Below are 20,053 nucleotides of genomic sequence, written 5' to 3'. Positions count from 1 at the left end.
AGGAGGAAAAATGGCAGAGACCAATGAAACAGTAGTACAAGAAGGGTCAAATCCCACACCGGAAGAGCAAATTCTTTCAGATGAAGCCATGAAATCAGCCATGGATGGTGTTGAAAATGAATTGGATAAAGCAAAGAAGGAAGTGGATACCTTAAAAGATTCTTGGCTAAGAGAAAGGGCAGAGTTTCAAAATTACAAGAGAAGAACTGCGAATGATCTTTTGAATGCTAGAAAAGATTCAATTAAAAAATTTGCAGAAAGTTTTCTTGGTGCCTTTGATAATTTAGAGAGAGTAACAAGTGTAACGAATGCTACTCCAGAAATCCAAGCATTCATTGATGGAATCATTATGATCCAAAAAGATTTTTTAGGAATTCTTGAGAGAGAAGGAATCAAACGACTCGATCCAAACGGATCTTCATTTGATCCCATGTTTATGGAAGCAATCGTTTCAGAAGAAAGTGCAGATTACATCGAAGAGACTGTCATCGAAACCTATCAGAAAGGTTATTACTTTGAAGATGGTGAATCAAAACAGCCGATTCGTCCTGCAAGAGTGAAAGTGGGAAAACCACAAAGTTAAATTAAGATAAATAAGAAGGAGATTGATTATGTCTAAAGAAAAAATTATCGGAATCGATTTGGGAACAACTAACTCGTGTGTTGCTGTTATGGAAGGTGGAGATCCAGTTGTGATCCAAAACTCAGAGGGAGCGAGAACTACTCCTTCGATAGTTGCTTATACTGCAAAAGGGGAAACGATTGTTGGCCAATTTGCTAAGAACCAAGCAATTACGAACGCCGTAAATACGATCAGATCTGCAAAAAGATTTATTGGTAGAAGATACAACGAATCGCAGGAAGAAGCGAAGATGGTATCTTATAAAGTGATTCGTGCCGGAAATGATGGCGTGAAATTTGAAACTGTTTCAGGCGAATTCACTCCGCAAGAAATTGCTGCACGAGTTCTCATGAAAATGAAGAAAACGGCAGAAGATTTTCTTGGTTACGAAGTAAAGAAAGCAGTTGTTACTGTTCCTGCTTACTTCAATGACGAACAAAGACAAGCAACAAAAGATGCGGGTCGTATTGCTGGTCTTGAAGTGGAACGTATTATCAACGAACCTACAGCTGCAGCTCTTGCTTACGGCTTTGATAAGAAGAAAACAAACGCAAAGATTGCAGTCTATGATCTTGGTGGAGGAACATTCGACGTTTCCATTCTCGAGCTTGGAGATGGCGTTTTCGAAGTAAAATCTACAAATGGTGATACACACCTCGGTGGGGATGACTTTGACAATGTTGTAATGCAGTGGATGATTGATGAATTCAAAAAACAAACTGGCATCGATATCTCCCAAGATAAAAACACAGTGCAAAGATTGAAAGAAGCCGCGGAAAAAGCAAAGATTGAATTGTCTGGAACTTCAACAACGCAAATCAACCTTCCATTCATTACGGCTGATGCTTCTGGTCCTAAACATTTGGATATGACTTTAACTCGTGCAAAGTTTGATGACATCACAAAATCCTTGGTGGAAAGAACTCGTATTCCTTGTATCAATGCGTTGAAAGATGCAGGCCTTAGTGCAAGTGAAATTGATGAGGTAATTCTTGTTGGTGGTTCCATTAGAATTCCAGCAGTCCAAGCTCTAGTAAAAGAAATTTTTGGAAAAGAGCCTAACAAGTCAGTTAACCCTGATGAAGTGGTAGCAGTTGGTGCAGCGATTCAAGGTGGTGTTCTTGCTGGTGAAGTAACGGATGTATTGTTACTTGATGTCACTCCATTATCACTTGGTATCGAAACACTTGGTGGTGTGATGACAAAGCTGATCGAAAGAAATACGACGATTCCTACAAGAAAATCGCAGGTATTCTCTACGGCGGCTGATAATCAAACGACTGTTTCTGTTCACGTGTTACAGGGTGAAAGAGAAATGGCGGGACATAATAGAACTTTAGGTCGATTTGATCTAGTAGGTATTCCTTCTGCTCCAAGAGGAGTTCCTCAAATCGAAGTTACGTTTGATATCGATGCCAATGGTATCGTTCATGTTTCTGCAAAAGATTTAGGAACAGGTAAAGAACAGAAAATTAGAATTGAGTCTTCGTCTGGACTGTCAGAAGAAGAGATCAAAAAAATGGTAAAAGATGCAGAGGCGCATGCAGAAGAAGATAAGAAAGCACGCGAATTTGCAGATACGAAGAATGAACTAGAATCTCTTTGTTACAGCTTAGAAAAGACTGCGACTGAAGCGGCTGATAAATTGGATGCTACTGAAAAGCAACGGGTACAGGATGAAGTGAAACGAGGACGTGAGGCTATGGAGTCTCAAGATCTCGATAGAATGAAGTCTGCAAAAGATGCGATCCAGGAAGTTGCGACTCAGATTGCGCAAAAAATTTACGCTGCACCAGGTGCCGGAGCTGAACACGGGACCAGGGGCAGAGCAGACGCAAGGCGCACCAAATGGATCAAACGGCAGTGGTGAAAAAGTAGTCGATGCTGATTACACTGTTGTTGATGAAGATAAAAAATAAATTTAAAGAAGTATAGTTTATGAGCGACCGCGGTTACTACGAAGTATTGGGCGTTTCGAAAGGTGCAACTGATGAAGAAATCAAGGGCGCCTATCGTAAGTTAGCCATTAAATATCACCCTGATAAAAATAAGGGTGATAAGGAAGCTGAAGAAAAATTTAAAGAGGCAACCGAAGCCTATGAAGTGTTACGTGATCCACAAAAACGTGCCGCATTTGATCAATTCGGTAAAGCCGGTGTAGGCGCTGGTGGACAAGGCTTTGGACAAGGCGCTTACACAGATTTTTCAGACATCTTCGGAGATTTCGGAGATGTATTCAGTGAATTTTTCGGTGGTGGGGGCCGCGGTGGTTCTAGAAGATCTGGTCCTCAAAGAGGATCTGACCTTCGCTATAACCTAGAAATTAGTTTAGAGGATGCTGCTCTTGGTAAAGAGTATAAAATCGAAATTCCGAGAGCTGAGACCTGTACCGATTGTAGTGGCTCGGGTGCTGCGAAGGGTTCATCGCCTACTGTCTGTCCTGATTGCAGTGGCTCCGGTCAAGTGCGTAGGACACAGGGTTTTTTCAGCGTCACAACTACCTGCCCTCGATGTAAAGGTAAGGGCAAAATCATTTCTAATCCTTGTAAGACCTGTAAAGGCGAAGGATTAAATGAAAAGCGCCGAACGATTCATATTAAAATTCCGCCAGGAGTAGAATCTGGAAGTCGATTAAAAGTTTCAGGGGAAGGGGAAGCCGGTCCAAGCGGCGGACCACATGGGGATTTATATGTGGTAACACACATTAAAAAACATGCGCAATTTGAGAGACAAGGTAATGATCTAATCATTCAAAAGACGATTTCCCTCTCGCTTGCTTGTCTCGGAGGCGAAATCGAGGTTCCATCGATTGAAGGCAAATTGATACAGCTGAAAATCCCAGAGGGAACCGAGAGTGGTCAAGTCTTTCGGTTGAAAGGGCACGGGATTCCTTACCTTGGGTCTTATGGAAAAGGAGATCAGCACGTAGTCATCCGGGTTGAAATTCCAAAAAAACTGACTAAAAAACAAAAAGAATTATTAGAAGAATTTGCGAAAGAATCTGGAGAAAAGGTGGGAGCGGGCGGAAAATCGAAGTTGTTTTTCCAATAATGCTCCCAATATATGAGATCTATCTATGGATAAAAAAGTCCGATTAGGCGTTATCGGTACTGGCCACATGGGTCAGTACCATGTCAATGTTGCAAAAATGCTCACCGATGCAGAGTTAGTGGGTATTTATGATGCGAGTGCTGAAAGAGCAACGCAAATTGCCGAGAAACATAAAACGAAAGCATTTGCTTCAGAAGCGGAATTGTTAAAGGAAGTGGATGCTATAGTCATAGCTGCCCCAACTTTCTTACATCACAAGATCGCCAAACAAGCATTAAATGAAAAAAAGCATGTTTTAGTTGAAAAACCGATTTCTCAAACGGTCGAGGAAGCACGGGAGTTGGTTGACCTTGCCAACAAAAACAATCTAGTCTTACAAGTTGGTCACGTGGAACGATTTAATGGGGCCGTACTTGAGCTTGGAAAAATCGCAGAACATCCATTGTTGATAGAATCGAGAAGACTTGCTCCTTACAATTCGCGCATTGCGGATGTTGGTGTGGTTTTAGATATGATGATTCATGATATCGACATCGTACTAAATCTTGTGAAATCAGAGGTTGTTGATGTCAAAGCAGTAGGTTCTTCGTTTGTTTCAAAACATGAAGATGTTGCGAGTGTCGTGATTCGTTTTGCGAATGGTTGTGTAGCCAGCCTCAATGCATCGAGAGCTTCCCAAGCAAAGATTAGAACTCTCAATATCTCTCAGAAAGATTCGTACGTGTTTTTAGATTTTACAAACCAAGAAATCGAGTTGCATAGGCAAGCAAGTTCCACCACCCAACTTGGATCAGGTGAGATTCGATATAAACAAGAATCGATTGTCGAGAAAATTTTTGTTCATAAAGATAATCCGTTAAAGCAAGAGCATGAGCACTTCATAAGTTGCATTAAAGGAGAAGCCACTCCGATGGTCAAAGGTGATTCTGATATCAAAACACTTGAAGTTGCTTACAAAATTTTAAAACAGATACAGGAAAATCGTTAATGGTTGATTTACCAAAGTCGACTCGCGGTAAACTAATCATATCCAATTCAAGCGTCATACAAGATTTTTTCCATAAGACGATCATTCTTATGGTTGATCATGATGAGGATGGTGCTTTTGGATTGGTATTAAACAAACCAACAAAACAAACATTGGAATCACTAATCAAAAATCTCCCTTCTACCGCTCATTCCGACCGTCCCGTTTATGACGGCGGACCTGTGGACAATATGTTCGTAACGATCGTCCATAATAAGAAATCCTCGAAAGATCCGGGTGTGGAGATCATACCAGGTGTCTACATGGCTCGAAGTTATGATACTTTGGTCGAAGTTTTGGAGTCCGAGGAAACACAATTTCGTGTATTTCAAGGCTACTCAGGTTGGTCAACAGGCCAATTGGAATCAGAATTCGAAAAATTATCTTGGGCTGTCAGTGATGTAACCGAAGAAATCATCTTCCGGGAAGACGAAACAGAAGAATTATGGCGAGATGCTCTAAAAAATAAGGGCGGAATCTATAAATATTTTGTAGAACACACGAAAGATCCCCTTCTCAATTAGTCTTCAAAGATATAATTTAAGCGCTTTGTTTAAATCATAAACAATAATTGACAGCGCGAGATCCTCGTGCTTAAAATTTAGACACATATCGATGGGACATTGATTGCATTATGTCCACTTGCCTTCCTTTTCATCAAATGGGGCGATCTGTATGATTTGGTACGGAAATTGCTACATAAATAAGCAAAAGGAAGTATGCGCCATGTTTATCGCAGACTATGAAACAAAAAACGTTTATGATGAAATGTTTTCAAAAGAGGGCAACCCTCGCACGAGTTATCATTTTTTAAAAAGTAAAATGGAGAGTCTGGGTGGACTAGAGCTAGTTAAGCGAAGTTCGTCTGCGGAAAAGGCGCTCATTTCCCTTGGCATAACATTCACGTTATACGGCGAAGGTGAAGAACAAGAACGTATTATGCCTTTCGATGTTATTCCTAGAATCGTACCGAGTGAGGAATGGACTCGAATGGAAAAAGGACTCAAACAACGCATTGAGGCCATGAATTTATTTCTTCGAGATATCTATAGTGAAGGAAAAATACTTAAAGATGGTATTATTCCCCGAGATATCATAGAATCTAGCGCTGGTTATCTGAAGCCTTGTATTGGGTTGAGACCTCCAAAGGATATCTGGATTCACATTACGGGAACGGATTTAGTAAGAGATGGAGAAGGAACATTTCATGTACTTGAAGACAATTTAAGATGTCCATCAGGGGTATCGTACGTTCTTGAAAATCGAGAGGTGATGAAGCGCACCTTCCCTGAGTTATTTGATAAACTAAATATCCGTCAGGTATATGATTATCCATATCATCTTCGCTCTATGTTAGAAAATTTATCAAACGCAGACGATCCAGTAATCGCCGTTTGGACTCCAGGAGTTTTTAACTCAGCTTATTATGAGCATTCCTTTTTAGCTCAAAAAATGGGAGTTTTTCTAGTGGAAGGGTCTGATTTAGTCGTTGAGAATGATAAAGTTTTTATGAAAACGACAAAAGGACTTCGCAAAATCGATGTTATCTATAGAAGAATAGATGATACGTTTATGGATCCATTGACTTTTAGGGAAGACTCTTTACTTGGAGTAAAAGGTATATTCGAAGCGTTCAAAAAAGGTAATGTAGCGCTAGCAAATGCGCCTGGAACTGGAGTGGCTGATGATAAAGTGATCTATTCCTTCGTTCCAGCCATGATCAAATATTACTTAGGTGAAGAGGCAATAATCCCGAATGTTCCTACTTACCTTTGTTCGCAAGAAAAAGATCTTAAATATGTTATTGAAAACATTCATAATCTAGTGGTTAAAGCAGCCAATGGTGCAGGCGGATACGGGATGATTATTGGTCCAAAAGCGACAAAACAAGAACAAGAGGATTTCAAAAAATTGGTAATTGCGGATCCTAGAAATTACATCGCTCAGCCTGTTCTCAATCTATCAACGGTTCCGACATTGATTGATGATAAAATTGAAGCGCGGCACGTGGATTTAAGACCATTTATACTCTATGGAAAAGACATTTATGTAATGCCGGGTGGTTTAACTCGCGTTGCATTAAGAAAAGGTTCATTGGTTGTAAACTCTTCCCAGGGAGGTGGTTCAAAAGACACCTGGGTTCTCGGATAATAGGAATACCATATGTTAAGTAGAGTTGCAGAATCTGTATTTTGGTTGAATCGGTATATAGAAAGAGCAGAGAATTATTCTCGTTTCATTGATGTCAATCATCAACTATCGTTAGATTTAAATGATGAATTTCCGAATCAATGGATGCCCCTCGTGCACACCACGGGAGATTCAAAAGAATTCGAGAAGAAATATGAAAAGATTACACCAGCAAACGTAATCAAGTTTATGACATTTGATGATGAGAATCCAAATTCAATTTACAACTGTTTGTTGAGGGCTCGCGAGAATGCCCGATCGATTAGGGAGAATATTTCCACTTCGATGTGGGAGGTCTTAAATGAATTTTATCTTTCTGTAAAAGAATATCGAAAATCTTACATGGAAAATCCGCAGACAAGAGGGGAAGGCATATCAGCAGATCTCTCAGGATTTTTATCTCATGTGAGAAAAAGCTGCCAAAGTTTTTATGGCTGCTCCGATGCGACAATCTCGCATGATGAAGTATGGAGCTTTTCTCTTCTTGGACGATTTTTAGAGAGAGCCGATAAAACAACGCGAATTTTGGACATGAAGTACTTCATTTTACTGCCTTCGATACAAGATGTTGGTTCCACCTTAGATTTGTTACAATGGCTATCCCTGCTAAAATCGGCATCCGCACATGAGATGTATAATAGAAAGTATAAGAAAGTGCATCCAAATGATATCGCAGAATTTTTGATTTTGAATCAAACATTTCCTCGGTCGATTGTTTTTTGCCTTCAAGAGATTGAGGAAAGTCTTGAGAAAGTTTCGGGTACGAAAGAAGGATTGCCGCGTAATTTAGCTCAGGATGCCGCAACTACTTATTTGAATCGTCTTCGGTCGGAAAATATAGAATCTATCTTTGATAAAGGACTTCATGAATATCTTGATGACATCCAAATTGAGTTAAACCAGATCGGATCAAAAATCGTTGAGAGATTTTTTAAAAGCTAAACTATGAGTATACGAATTGGACTTTCACATATAACAACTTATCACTATGATAAGAAAATTCAGCTCTTTCCTCATGTGATACGGTTAAGACCAGCACCGCACACAAAAAACCATATTGTTTCCTATTCGTTGAGAATCCTACCTGAGAACCATTTTTTAAACTGGCAACAAGATCCATTTGGAAATTATTTAGCGCGTCTTGTATTCAATGAGAAGAGCGAAGTGTTTCAAGTCGCTGTTGATCTCGTAATTGATATGAAAGTAGTAAATCCTTTCGATTTCTTTATCGAGGAACATGCAGAAAAATATCCCTTTTCTTATGATAAAGTTTTAAAGAAAGAATTAGCTCCTTATCTTAAACCTAGAAAGCCGAGTAAAGTCTTGAGTGATTACATTAAGAGTGTAGATATTACTCCGAGACGAATGATTGATTTTCTCGTCGCACTGAACTCAAAGGTATATGCTGACATTGGTTATATTATTAGAATGGAACCAGGCGTACAATCTCCGGAAGTTACTCTCAAAAAGAGAATGGGTTCTTGTCGGGATAGTGCTTATCTTTTGGTACAGATTCTTAGAAATCTTGGTATCGCTTCTCGTTTTGTTTCCGGCTACTTAATCCAATTAAAGGCTGATGTGAAGTCATTAGATGGCCCATCGGGCGCAGAGAAAGATTTTACGGATTTACATGCTTGGGCAGAGGTTTTTTTACCTGGCGCAGGTTGGGTAGGGCTTGATCCAACTTCAGGATTGTTTACAGGTGAAGGTCATATTCCACTCGCAGCTACTCCAGAACCAGAGTCGGCAGGACCTATCTTCGGTTTTACAGAAAAGGCTAAAGGTCAGTTCTCCTTCCATATGGGAGTGGATCGAATCAAAGAAACCCCGCGTGTCACTTTACCTTATGCTGATGAAGATTGGGAAAGAATCTTAAAACTAGGCGAGTCGATTGAAAAGCGCATTAAAAAGAATGACATTCGCCTAACCATAGGAGGTGAGCCTACCTTTGTATCTACAGAGAATAAGGATGCTCCCGAATGGAATTTTGATGCTCTCGGTTATGAAAAATATTCTAAATCAGAACAACTTCTCAAGAAATTAAAAGGCCATTTTGCAGAAGGCGGCGTATTACAGTACGGTCAAGGTAAATGGTATCCAGGTGAGCCTTTACCGAGATGGGCCATGATTGCCTATTGGAGATTAGATGGAGAGAAGATTTGGGAGAATGACTACCTATTAGCAGATGATAGGTATACCGGTTCAGCAACTGCGGATGATGCAAGAATGTTTACCAGTGTCTTGGCAGACAATCTTCGGTTGGCTCATGAATTCATTCAGCCGGCTTATGAGGATAATCTATATTACCTCTGGCAAGAGGGAAACCTACCAGTTGAAGAGGAGTCGCTTCTTGAAGGTCTTGATCACTTCAATAAAATGGAGAGAAAACGAATTTTGACAAATCTGGAGAAAGGGATCAACAGAGAAGTTGGTTATGTCATTCCATTAGAATATAATAATGTAGATGGAAACTGGATCAGTCACAAATGGAATTTTCGTAGGAAGAAACTATATTTAATACCTGGGGATTCTCCCATTGGATATAGATTACCTATCCAATCCTTGGCAACTTTGAAACATTACCCATACCAAGAAGACCCAGCATTATTACGTGAACCGTTACCAAAGAGACGAGAATTGGAGCAGATTCGAGGTGCACAGCCTTCTCTTTCGTATAACATAGATTTACCTGTTCAATCAAGAACTGCGATTTGCGTGGAACCAAGAAATGGAAATTTAAGAGTTTTTTTACCTCCTATTGCGACCTTGGAAGGTTGGTTAGATCTCATCTACCAGCTAGAAAGAACTGCGGAAATGACAGATTTACCTATTGTAATAGAAGGATACGAAGCTCCATTTGATCCACGAATCAATCGCTTTAAAATTACACCTGACCCTGGTGTGATCGAAGTAAATATGCATCCGTCTTCCGCCTTCTCAGACATTGTTACTAAAACAAAAATTCTATATGAAGAAGCTGCTCTTGGTCGACTAACGGCTGAGAAATTTATGATTGATGGAAGGCATTCTGGAACAGGCGGCGGAAACCATATTACTGTTGGTGGTGCCAATGTTCAGGACAGTCCTTTTCTCAGAAAGCCTTCACTTTTAAGAAGTTTAGTAGCTTATTGGCAAAATCACCCTGGCCTTTCCTATCTTTTTTCTGGAATGTTCATTGGGCCAACTTCACAATCACCTCGGATTGATGAAGCAAGAAACGATTCATTGCATGAATTAAAAATTGCCTTCCAGCAAATTGACTCTAGTCGTTTTACACCACCATGGCTCGTGGATCGTTTATTTAGAAACATTCTCGTTGACCTAACGGGGAATACACATCGAACAGAAATTTCAATAGATAAACTTTTCGATCCGGGAAGCTTAACAGGAAGACTTGGTCTTGTAGAAATGCGAGCCTTCGAAATGCCCCCTCATTTTCAGATGAGTATCGTTCAACAAGCGTTTGTTATGGCGATCATCTCAAAATTTTGGGAAACTCCATACTTTGGCCAGCCTGTAAACTGGTCTACTGATCTTCATGATAGATTTATGTTGCCTTACTTTGTATATAGGGATTTTAAAGAAGTAATCAAAGATCTACAAATTTCCGGGTATAGTTTCCTGGAAAAAGACTTTGATCCTTTTTTTGAATTCCGTTTTCCACAGTATGGTATATCTTATTTGGATGGAATGCAGATCGAATTACGTATGGCTTTAGAACCATGGCATGTGTTAGGTGAAGAAAATACGTCTCAGGGAACATCGCGTGGTGTAGATTCGGCTGTGGAGAGATTGCAAGTCAAAATCACCGGATTTCACCCTGATCGATACACTCTTAGCTGCAATGGCTACGAAGTTCCATTACAAGCAACAGGATTGGTAAATGAGTATGTAGCAGGCGTTCGATTTAAGGCATGGGCTCCTGTACTTACTTTACATCCTCATTTGCCTGCGCAGCCTTCCCTGGTTTTTGATGTTTACGACAAATGGAATGATCGCTCTTTAGGGGGTTGTACGTACCATGTTTCCCATCCTGGTGGACTATCTTACTCCAGCTTCCCTATAAATGGTTACGAGGCCGAATCTAGACGTATTTCCAGATTTTGGACGCATGGGCATAAGATCGGAAAATCCTTGCCGCCAGTACGGTTAGAAAATAAAAGTTTTCCGTCGACACTAGACCTAAGAATGATATAACAGTCTCACGCAATGATGACTCAGGATCCTCATATACTAACAAGCAATTATCGTCCTCTATCAGGAGTGTATGATGAGCTGATGGATGAAGAAGGGACGGTCCGAAAGAAGTATAAATTTTTAGTGAAGTCTTTCCAAGATCTGGGACCAGCAGAACTCATCAATCGTCGACGAGATGCTGACCGGATTCTGCGTGAAAATGGCGTTACATATAACATTTATCAAACGGATTCTCCGGAAGCGAAGGAGAGACCTTGGAATCTTGATCTCTTTCCTATGATCATGGAGAGCGAGGAGTGGCGAGTTTTAGAGCGAGGGCTGAATCAGCGGGCAGATCTACTCGATAGTTTACTTCGTGATTTGTATTCAAAGCGTAGGGTTTTATTTGAGAAAAAAATTCCATCGGAACTTCTCTTCAATGCCTCAACTTTTCTTCGTGCTTGTGATGGAACTTATGAATCGAATCACTTCCTGGCGAGGAATCCCGCGCTAATCTTTTTTGTTTGTGATATCATTCGTGCCGCGGATGGCCAATTCTATGTTTTAAATGATAGAGTGCAAGCTCCGTCTGGCTCAGGTTACTCGTTAGAAAATCGAATTGTTCTTTCCCGTATTTTTCCTTCGATGTATAGGGATGCGATGGTACATCGTGTGGCTTTATATTTTCGTTCACTGAGAAAGGCACTGACACAACAAGCAGGCATTTCTAACAGAGAACCAGTGATCGTTTTATTGACACCAGGACCAAGCAATGAAACTTATTTTGAACATGCTTACTTAGCTGGTTATCTTGGTTATACCTTAGTTCAGGGTGAAGATTTAACCGTCAGAAAAAATAAAGTATATATGAAGACGGTTGAAGGTCTTCAACAAGTAGATTTGATTTTACGTCGCGTAGATGATATTTATATGGACCCCCTTGAGTTGCGTGGCGACTCTCTTCTTGGAATTCCAGGCTTATTAGAATCAATACGCTCGGGAAATGTCCGCGTGGCAAATCCGATTGGTTCTTCTTTTTTGGAAAATCGTGCACTGTTACCATTTTACTCAGAGTTATGCAAATTCTATTTAGGTGAAGATCTTATACTTCCGATGGCTCCTACCTATTGGCTCGGAAATAAAAATGATCTATCCAAAGTTATGGATTCTGCAGAAAAATATGTTTTCAAAACTGTCTCTCGAGATGATGAGTTGGAACCTGTCACCTTTTTGGAGTTAAGTGGTGAAAGGAAAGATCATTTTCTAAAACTACTTCATGCAAATCCGAAAAGATTTATTGCTCAAGAAATGATACCTTCAGCAACCGTTCCGGTTTTGGCTGAGAATGGCTTTCGGCCAGGCCGAGCTATTATCAGAACATTTGTTACGTCTTCGGGAAGCGGCTACCAAACTATGGCAGGAGGTTTGGTAAGAGTATCTCCTTCGTTAGATGATTTCTTCGTGACTAGCCAGAGAGGAGCCTGGAGTAAAGATCTATGGATCCTTGCTTCGGAAGCGCAAAAACAGGAAACTCTCATCCTACCAAAAACAGAAAATATTTCAATCTCCAGAAAAAGTTCAGGGGTTCCATCTCGGGTTGCAGATAATTTATTCTGGTTGGCTCGTTATATGGAGAGAGCAGAAAACCAATCTCGAATTTTTAGGGAAGCAACCTTTAAAGTTCTCCAACTCGAAGACAATTATGAAAAGGAAGCTATTCATAATGTATTACGACTAGTTACTCATGTAACTAATTCTTATCCAGGCTTTCTTGGCGATGATGCCGAAGAGCTATTCGCGTATCCCTTTAAGGAATTACAAAAACTTGCGACGGATAAATTTTTAGTAGGAAGTTTGGCGTTCAATATTAAAGGCTTAGTGCACGCTTCAAAATCAGTAAGAGATCGATTGTCAGAAGATATGAAGAAGAACATGCTCAATATCGAAGACCATTTGAATCATCCCATTGAATCTTATGACGCGCTTATCGATTTTCTTCATAAAATCATTTTAAATCTTTCTTCCTTAACAGGACTTTCTTTTGAGAATATGAGCCGCGAAGCAGGGTGGTATTTCTTAGAATTAGGAAGAAGGATGGAAAGATCTGCAGGTTTAATCTATACATTACAGGGTTTATTCCGCTGGGAACAATTGCAGGATAAATCTTCCTTCGAGAATCTTCTAAGTATCAACGACATCAGGATTACGTACAATAGGCGATATCGTGGTCGTATAGATAAAGAATCAGTCCTTGATATCTTATTGTTTGATACGACTAACCCAAGATCTTTAGGTTACCAGTTAGAAAGAATCAACGATTGTTTGAAATATCTTCCAGGCAAAGAAGATAAGATTACATATTCAGAAGATCGCGCCGCCTTACGATTGTATACGCATTTTAAAATGAAAGATATTTCCATATTGTTTGCGGAAACCGAAAGTAATGAGACGATTGCTGTTTGGCTCGATGATCTTTTCAACCAGTTGCGCGTTCTTTCTGAGACAATATCTCTGCGTTATTTCAACTATGCCGAAGAACAGACACGTATTGGAGACAGTAATGGCTGAATACCGAGTAGTTCATAAAACAACTTATACTTATGAAGAGTTGGTGGCCTATTGTCATAACCTAGCTCATATGTATCCACTTACCTCTAGGCACCAAGATTGTTTTCGAACGCATGTCACTGTCAATCCGAAGCCAGTTGTTTCGTCCTTCCGCAGGGATTATTTTGGAAATCAGGTTTTTTTGTTTTCAGTCGAAGATCCACATAAATCGCTTGAGGTCATAGTAGAGTCGACAATTCGTACGCATTCGGCAGAGGTCGGTTATGATTTGATGCGTTCGACTCCTTGGAATGAAATTGAATCACTGCTAGCCGAATCTAATCTAGAACAGGATATTTCCGCCATAGAGTATCTGCACCACTCTCCATTTATTGTAAAGAGGCATGAATTTGCCGAATTTGCAAGGCCTTTTTTTCCGCTAGGCAAACCAGTATTTGCTGGTACCTTAGAGCTAATAAAATCAATTTATTCTACATTTAAGTATGATGTAAAAGCAACTACCATCAATACTCCCTTACAACAAGTGTTAACTGAAAAGAAAGGAGTTTGTCAGGATTTTAGTCATTTGTCTATTTCAGCTTTAAGGTCGTTAGGAATCCCTGCTCGTTACATAAGTGGTTATTTAGAAACCCAACCTCCACCAGGACAAGAAAAATTGAGAGGTAGTGATGCCACCCATGCTTGGATTTCTGTGTATTGTCCTGATATGGGTTGGCAAGATTTCGATCCTACCAATGGAAAGATGATCTCCGAAGATTATATAATCACCGCTGTCGGAAGAGATTATGCAGATGTTTCTCCGCTAAAGGGTATCATTTTCGGTGGAGGAAAACATAAGCTTTTAGTACAGGTAGATGTATTGCGAGAAGCAATCTCCGAGTTCTAATTTATTTTTTAAACTTTTCTTTCCATTCATCTTCTTTAAATCCCACGAGGACATCATTGTCAAAGAGTACGAAAGGTCGTTTGATTAGATTTCCATTTTTAGATAATGCAAGTAGTGCCTCGCTTTCGGAAATATTGCTGATTTTGTCCTTCCACTTTCCTTCCCTGTAATCGTTGCCAGAAACGTTAAATAATTTTTTTAAGTCACCTAACGTCTGCTTTCCTTTTTTAAGCTCCGATATGGTGGGTGGATTATCTCGAATGGGTATGCTTTCAAAGGGGATCTTGAATTGATTGAGAAAATTGATGGCTTTGCGGCAGGTACTGCAGCCAGAATACTGGTAAACTTTGATGTTTCTATTTTTCACATCTCCAAATTTTTTACTTACGATAAAAACAAAAACTTTTTATTGGAATTCGTGGAGATATTAAAGGACATACCGCTTGCCCCTTATACAACCTTAAAGTTGGGTGGATGTGCTTCCTATTTTGTTATCTGTCGGTCCGAATTGGAAATTTTAGAATCATTACGCTTTGCCAAGGAAAGAAATATCCCGCATTGGATTTTAGGTGGCGGATCGAATACGATAGTCAGTGATCAAGGTTATCTTGGCCTTGTTATAAAAATTGAAATTAAAGGCATAGAGTGCTTATCCGAAACTGAGTCGGAAATGGTAGTACAGGTCGGTGCTGGTGAGATTTGGGATTCCTTTGTCACTTACAGTTTGGAACAGGGCCTCTCTGGCTTAGAATGTCTTTCTGGTATCCCCGGTTGTGTGGGTGCAAGTCCGATACAAAATATCGGAGCCTATGGACAAGATGTCAGTGAAACAATCGATCAAGTTCGTTTTGTCAATCAATTTGAATCCCTGGTTGAAGTTACCAATTCAGAGTGTAACTTTAGTTATCGAAATAGTAGATTTAAATCTGGTGATTGGAATAAAAATGTTGTAACTCGGGTTACATTTCGATTGTCTAAGAAGATACCGGTACAGATAAAATATCCCGAAGTAGAGAAACAATGGAAAATGGTGGCCACAAAAGAATCCTCTCGGACAGAGGAATTGTTTGCCTTGAGAAAATTAATTTTAGGACTGCGAAAAACTAAATCAATGGTCTTAGATGAATCGGATCCAAATACAAAATCTGTGGGTTCTTTTTTTACAAATCCCATACTCTCGAGTGAGTTAACAGATGCGTTTCTATCGCGAGTCAGTCAATTGGGTTTGACTCCGCCACAAATATACAAAGAGAATGAAGAAACATTCAAAATTCCAGCTGCTTGGTTGATCGAATCCGCAGGGTTTCATAAAGGTATGAATAGGAATGGAGTTGGTATTTCCTCCGCGCATAGTTTGGCTCTCATCAATATAAATGGAAGAACTCAGGATTTACTCAATTTAGCCGATGAGATAAAGAGTTCGGTTTTGAAACAATTTAACATTAAATTAAGTATGGAACCTGTAATTTTATGTTAAAAAGAATTTGAGTTAGATAAGATATCCTTAAAGAATGTAAGAGAATACTAAATTTATGAAGCTGAATCCGAAAAAAATAATTACGTTTACCGTGCTTGGTTTTGCACTTATTGTTCTAGTTACCATATTCTCATTTTTCATCATTGATGAGATGAAAGGCGGTGCCGTCGGAGATGGACAGGTAAATTATGAATTGATCATCGATTCTGGTGCCTCCTCTTCCACGGTGGTCAAAGAATTATCCTCAGCAGGCATGATCAAATCTTCCGTGTATTTCAATTATTTGATCAAGTTTACTCGTTCCGGAAATAAGATCAAACAAGGCGTATACGATATCAATGATGGTATGAGTTCGCGCAAGATTTTAGATTTGATTGTCTCTGGAAAGGTTAAGCTGATAACGTTTACGGTTCCAGAAGGATATAACAACCGGCAAATTGGCGATCTTCTCGTTTCTAAAAAATTAATTCTATCACGCGAAACATTCCTTGCTGCCGCTGCCAATAAAGCTGTATTAGAAAAATTTAAAATCCCTGCTACAACAACTGAAGGTTATTTATTTCCGGAAACTTATTCTGTTCCTCTGAATTACCCAGGAGATCGAATTGTCGAGATGATGATCAAACGGTTTTTTAAAAAATTAGAATCAATTCCCGAGGCAAAAGGAATTTCTGCAAAGGACTTACATGCGAAAGTCGTTCTCGCTTCCATCGTTGAAAGAGAAGCTGTAAGAAAGGAAGAGAGGCCAATGATGGCAGGAGTCTTTCTCACAAGAATCGAAAAGAGCATCAATTTAGAGTCATGTGCAACGATCCAATACTTGTTTGATAAGCCTAAAAAGCGTCTTTTTGAAACGGATCTAAAAATTGTATCACCTTACAACACCTATATGAATAGTGGATGGCCTCCCGGTCCGATTTCTAATCCTGGTTTACCTGCATTGCTCGCTGCCTTTAAGCCAGAAAAATCAGATAAATTGTTTTTTTTACTTAAACCCGACGGATCACATTATTTTTCCGCGACATTCAAAGAACACCTCGATGCAAAAAAGAAATTCATAGATGTTCTCTACCAATAATGAATGAAGACATCATAAATTTAAATGTAGCGATTGGTAGCATCTCGAAAGAATTATTGGATGTTCAAAAGTCATTAGATGCATACCGAGAAAAACAGGTACGCCAAGAGGCAGTTGACGATGCGGCAGTTGTCTTTATTGAAAAGGCTGAACTTGTCATCGAGAAAGCCGAGAGAGGTGAACTTATGCTTACCGATGATCAGAAACGTCGTATCAAAAGTAACCTGGAGAAGATATTAAAGAAAATCGGTTGAATTGCGCGCGAGGGTATCACTATCCCCGCCCTACTTTGGGTGGGGTTCTAGACCCGCCACCCAATGCCTTCTCTCTAACACAGATTCTCTGAAAGGCAATCGAAACCAAAAATCCCCTTTTTTTTCTAAAAATTTGTTCACCCTTTCGCCGTGTTTTTACGAATCCTTCACAGACCTGTCACTTCATTGTAACAAAAACATGGGATATTAGATTTCAGTTGGGGGAGAAAAATACATTTTCCCAGACGGGAAATCCCGCCAACGAACAAATTCGAGACTATCGAAAGAGGAAATGAAATGAAAGGAATTTTTAAAAAGGGACTGATCGCTGCAAGCATTGCTGCGCTTTCACTCACGACAATCGATTGTAAAAAAGACAAAAAAGATGATTCAGGTCTTTTATTAGCGGCATTGTATTTTTTGAATCAGACGGAATATACAGTCACGATGACTGCATCGCTTCTTGATTCATCTGGAATTGCAGTCCGAGATGGAAAGGTATCATTAACGGCAGGGGCAACGGATGTTCTCGTTGCAGGACAGACTAGCTTATCGGACTTTACTGCTTGTGAAACGAATGCTCCCGTGACAACTTCGAACCAAAAGACTACTAATGGTTTGGATGGTGAATTTGTTCTAAACTTCAAAGTTAATGCAATTACAGGAACATTTAATCTTACTGCGCTAGGTTCAACAGGTGCATCTCCGACAGTGGGAACCTGCGATAACGTAGCTGCTCTTGATCCATCAACTTTTACAGATGCGATAGGTACTGCCGTGATGACACTAAACATCAATGAGGCAGATCTAACTAATAAAAATCAGGCAACGATAACTGCGAGTGGATTCACAATCAACATCAAGTCATTGGTAGTCGTAAAAAAAGGTACATACAATCTAGTGTCTCCAACAACAGGTGAAAACGTCTGTGATGGAAAATTAGTGACAGGAACTCCAGAAGTACTGACTGGAGATATCACTTCCGCTAAAACGATCTCAAACTCAGCAATCCTAAGCGGAACCGTGACAGTAAAAAGCGGTGGATCTTTAACAATCAGTCCTGGTGCTGTAATCTTCGGTAATAGAGGTTCCTCTCTCTTCATCCAAGATGGCGGGTCTGTAAATGCGACTGGAACGGCTGCGGCTCCAATTTGTTTCACTTCTGCGCAAAACCCTGGTTCAAGATACCCTAGCGATTGGGGTGGTATCGTTATCATCGGTAACGGCTCTGCAACAAGATCGTCTAACACAGAAGGGACAACACCTCAATCTTACCCAAGAACAACAAATGCAACTTTGACTTTGAAGTATGCGATTGTTGAATTTGCTGGAAATGAGGTGGCACCTGGTGACGAATTAAATGGTGTCTCGTCTTACGCTGCGACGACTGCATCAAACTATAGCTATGTTCAAATTCACCGTGGTTTGGATGATGGTTTTGAGTGGTGGGGTGGAAACGTAGCAGGCGATCACCTTCTAGTATCTGGAGGTCTTGATGATGACTTCGATATGGATGAGGGATTTAGTGGAACTTTATCCACACTTATTGGTGTAAAATACCCTACGACTTGCGGTGGTTCTCCGTCGACTGACCCACACGGTATGGAAATGGATGGTTCAGATACAAGCGGAGCTGCTAGATCATTCTACACAAACCCTACTGTATCTAAGTTTACTCTTATCGGTGCTGACATAACTGGTGGCTATGGACAAAGATACCGTGAAGGTATGACTGGGACTTTTACCAACGGTTTGATCTGGAACTTTAATACAGGAAACGTTCTTTGCAATAATAACTCAGGTGGTGGTGCCAATACGAATCCTACTACTTCGACACTGTTTGGTACTTCTGGAAAAAGTAGCACTATAGGCTCTCAGTGCACGAATACTGCAGTGACAGCGAGCATAACTGCTCTGCCAATCACTAGTTTAGGTAATATTACCTCTGACAGCTGTGGTTTTTCAGCCTCAAAACCTGATTTTACAACATTATCATCTGCGCCTGCAACGGGTGCTGGTGCTTCTGCTGATGGAAAATGGTGGGCAGACTGGACTGTTTACAGAGCTAGATAAGATTAAAAAAGCATCTTAAACATGCGAGGAAGCCTCATCCGAAAGGATGGGGCTTTTTATTTATGAACACAAAAATTTATGTATTACTAACTTCTATTTTCCTTCTTACGAATTGTGATAAAGATCCTAGAGAGATAGCACAAGAGCAATTAGCGAAAGAAATCGAGCCAACACGAATCAAACTCGAAGCATTCAAGAAACAACCTATTTACTGGTCGGGAATCGAATCTAGTAAGGATGAGTGTGTGCTTTCATTTATCAAATCCGTGAGTGAGGGAAAATCTGGGGAAAACCTAGCTTGCGTTTTAGAAAATCGCGAATGGGAAGAATCATTTTTACCTTATGTTTTTGGACAGGGAACCATCCTCGATAGTACCCCTCTGGAAAAATATCTGCAGATTACATCCGATCGAAAAAACATGGGTTTTGAGAAAATCAAAACGCTGGTTCAAAATAAAAAATATAAGATCATTTCCATTCAGTGGAATAAGAATGAGAAAAGCAATTTTGGCCCATTTCTTGGCTGGAAACCAGTCATTCAACTGTCAATAAATCGTAACACGTTTGTAATCAATGAAGTGAAGCAAGTTATTGAGTACAAAGGCACTTATAAAATAGCAGTAATAGGGCCCTAAAAGTGATTTTCTGGCC

General features: G+C 40.0%; 15 protein-coding genes and 1 pseudogene. 15 read left to right on the top strand and 1 reads right to left on the bottom strand.

The features are described 5' to 3' along the window. Positions 1 to 10: 10 nt before the first annotated feature. The 10 genes and pseudogenes from grpE to EHQ58_RS01100 all read left to right on the top strand — a co-directional run bounded on the left by grpE (position 11) and on the right by EHQ58_RS01100 (position 14,520). Entirely contained in the window at positions 11 to 583 is a 573-nt protein-coding gene (grpE, locus tag EHQ58_RS01145; RefSeq protein WP_135621506.1) for a nucleotide exchange factor GrpE, read from the top strand. A 28-nt stretch (positions 584 to 611) separates the two neighbouring features. Beyond that, a pseudogene (gene dnaK / locus EHQ58_RS01140) lies at positions 612 to 2,541 on the top strand (molecular chaperone DnaK). A 19-nt stretch (positions 2,542 to 2,560) separates the two neighbouring features. Next, positions 2,561 to 3,673, top strand: a complete 1,113-nt coding sequence (dnaJ, locus tag EHQ58_RS01135; protein ID WP_135621505.1) for a molecular chaperone DnaJ — start codon at positions 2,561 to 2,563, stop codon at positions 3,671 to 3,673. 25 nt (positions 3,674 to 3,698) lie between these two features. Next, positions 3,699 to 4,661, top strand: coding sequence for a Gfo/Idh/MocA family protein (locus tag EHQ58_RS01130; RefSeq protein WP_135621504.1), 963 nt, complete (start codon positions 3,699 to 3,701; stop codon positions 4,659 to 4,661). After that, positions 4,661 to 5,224 carry a YqgE/AlgH family protein gene (locus tag EHQ58_RS01125; RefSeq protein WP_135621503.1) on the top strand — a complete coding sequence of 188 codons (564 nt, stop codon included), beginning with the start codon at positions 4,661 to 4,663 and terminating at the stop codon, positions 5,222 to 5,224. Before EHQ58_RS01130 ends, EHQ58_RS01125 begins: the two co-directional genes overlap by 1 nt. 202 nt (positions 5,225 to 5,426) lie before the next feature. Then, positions 5,427 to 6,851 (top strand): circularly permuted type 2 ATP-grasp protein, encoded by a 1,425-nt coding sequence (locus tag EHQ58_RS01120; RefSeq protein ID WP_135621502.1) that lies wholly within the window; start codon positions 5,427 to 5,429, stop codon positions 6,849 to 6,851. A gap of 12 nt (positions 6,852 to 6,863) precedes the next feature. Beyond that, positions 6,864 to 7,832, top strand: a complete 969-nt coding sequence (locus EHQ58_RS01115) for an alpha-E domain-containing protein (RefSeq protein ID WP_135621501.1) — start codon at positions 6,864 to 6,866, stop codon at positions 7,830 to 7,832. A gap of 3 nt (positions 7,833 to 7,835) precedes the next feature. Continuing rightward, on the top strand, positions 7,836 to 11,087 hold the full coding sequence (locus EHQ58_RS01110; RefSeq protein ID WP_135621500.1) for a transglutaminase family protein: 3,252 nt from the start codon (positions 7,836 to 7,838) through the stop codon (positions 11,085 to 11,087). A gap of 12 nt (positions 11,088 to 11,099) precedes the next feature. Further along, positions 11,100 to 13,634 (top strand): circularly permuted type 2 ATP-grasp protein, encoded by a 2,535-nt coding sequence (locus EHQ58_RS01105; RefSeq protein ID WP_135621499.1) that lies wholly within the window; start codon positions 11,100 to 11,102, stop codon positions 13,632 to 13,634. Then, the gene (locus EHQ58_RS01100; protein ID WP_135621498.1) at positions 13,627 to 14,520 is read left to right on the top strand and encodes a transglutaminase family protein; all 894 of its coding nucleotides are present in this window, start codon (positions 13,627 to 13,629) and stop codon (positions 14,518 to 14,520) included. The genes EHQ58_RS01105 and EHQ58_RS01100 overlap by 8 nt, the downstream gene beginning before the upstream one ends. Position 14,521: 1 nt before the next feature. On the opposite strand, the gene EHQ58_RS01095 is transcribed toward EHQ58_RS01100, so the two are convergent. After that, positions 14,522 to 14,887 (bottom strand): Spx/MgsR family RNA polymerase-binding regulatory protein, encoded by a 366-nt coding sequence (locus EHQ58_RS01095; protein WP_135621497.1) that lies wholly within the window; start codon positions 14,885 to 14,887, stop codon positions 14,522 to 14,524. Positions 14,888 to 14,938: 51 nt separating this feature from the next. Between EHQ58_RS01095 and EHQ58_RS01090 the strand changes: the two genes are divergently transcribed. The 5 genes from EHQ58_RS01090 to EHQ58_RS01070 all read left to right on the top strand — a co-directional run bounded on the left by EHQ58_RS01090 (position 14,939) and on the right by EHQ58_RS01070 (position 20,037). Beyond that, on the top strand, positions 14,939 to 15,997 hold the full coding sequence (locus EHQ58_RS01090) for a UDP-N-acetylmuramate dehydrogenase (protein WP_135621609.1): 1,059 nt from the start codon (positions 14,939 to 14,941) through the stop codon (positions 15,995 to 15,997). Positions 15,998 to 16,058: 61 nt separating this feature from the next. After that, positions 16,059 to 17,075 (top strand): endolytic transglycosylase MltG, encoded by a 1,017-nt coding sequence (mltG, locus tag EHQ58_RS01085; RefSeq protein WP_425460464.1) that lies wholly within the window; start codon positions 16,059 to 16,061, stop codon positions 17,073 to 17,075. Continuing rightward, positions 17,075 to 17,329 (top strand): hypothetical protein, encoded by a 255-nt coding sequence (locus tag EHQ58_RS01080; protein ID WP_135621495.1) that lies wholly within the window; start codon positions 17,075 to 17,077, stop codon positions 17,327 to 17,329. The genes mltG and EHQ58_RS01080 overlap by 1 nt, the downstream gene beginning before the upstream one ends. A 297-nt stretch (positions 17,330 to 17,626) precedes the next feature. After that, positions 17,627 to 19,402 carry a polymer-forming cytoskeletal protein gene (locus tag EHQ58_RS01075; RefSeq protein WP_135621494.1) on the top strand — a complete coding sequence of 592 codons (1,776 nt, stop codon included), beginning with the start codon at positions 17,627 to 17,629 and terminating at the stop codon, positions 19,400 to 19,402. A gap of 62 nt (positions 19,403 to 19,464) precedes the next feature. Then, positions 19,465 to 20,037, top strand: coding sequence for a hypothetical protein (locus EHQ58_RS01070; protein WP_135621493.1), 573 nt, complete (start codon positions 19,465 to 19,467; stop codon positions 20,035 to 20,037). Positions 20,038 to 20,053 lie beyond the last annotated feature (16 nt).

Origin of the sequence: Leptospira ognonensis (genome assembly GCF_004770745.1) — a bacterium.
GTDB lineage: Bacteria > Spirochaetota > Leptospiria > Leptospirales > Leptospiraceae > Leptospira_A > Leptospira_A ognonensis.
The sequence above is the reverse complement of the archived record's forward strand: the minus strand, read 5'-3'. Positions and strand labels throughout refer to the sequence as shown.

Coding starts and splice junctions, on each gene's coding strand:
- grpE (WP_135621506.1), top strand. CDS start 11: ATGGCAGAGACCAATGAAACAGTAGTACAAGAAGGGTCAAATCCCACA.
- dnaJ (WP_135621505.1), top strand. CDS start 2,561: ATGAGCGACCGCGGTTACTACGAAGTATTGGGCGTTTCGAAAGGTGCA.
- EHQ58_RS01130 (WP_135621504.1), top strand. CDS start 3,699: ATGGATAAAAAAGTCCGATTAGGCGTTATCGGTACTGGCCACATGGGT.
- EHQ58_RS01125 (WP_135621503.1), top strand. CDS start 4,661: ATGGTTGATTTACCAAAGTCGACTCGCGGTAAACTAATCATATCCAAT.
- EHQ58_RS01120 (WP_135621502.1), top strand. CDS start 5,427: ATGTTTATCGCAGACTATGAAACAAAAAACGTTTATGATGAAATGTTT.
- EHQ58_RS01115 (WP_135621501.1), top strand. CDS start 6,864: ATGTTAAGTAGAGTTGCAGAATCTGTATTTTGGTTGAATCGGTATATA.
- EHQ58_RS01110 (WP_135621500.1), top strand. CDS start 7,836: ATGAGTATACGAATTGGACTTTCACATATAACAACTTATCACTATGAT.
- EHQ58_RS01105 (WP_135621499.1), top strand. CDS start 11,100: ATGATGACTCAGGATCCTCATATACTAACAAGCAATTATCGTCCTCTA.
- EHQ58_RS01100 (WP_135621498.1), top strand. CDS start 13,627: ATGGCTGAATACCGAGTAGTTCATAAAACAACTTATACTTATGAAGAG.
- EHQ58_RS01080 (WP_135621495.1), top strand. CDS start 17,075: ATGAATGAAGACATCATAAATTTAAATGTAGCGATTGGTAGCATCTCG.
- EHQ58_RS01075 (WP_135621494.1), top strand. CDS start 17,627: ATGAAAGGAATTTTTAAAAAGGGACTGATCGCTGCAAGCATTGCTGCG.
- EHQ58_RS01070 (WP_135621493.1), top strand. CDS start 19,465: ATGAACACAAAAATTTATGTATTACTAACTTCTATTTTCCTTCTTACG.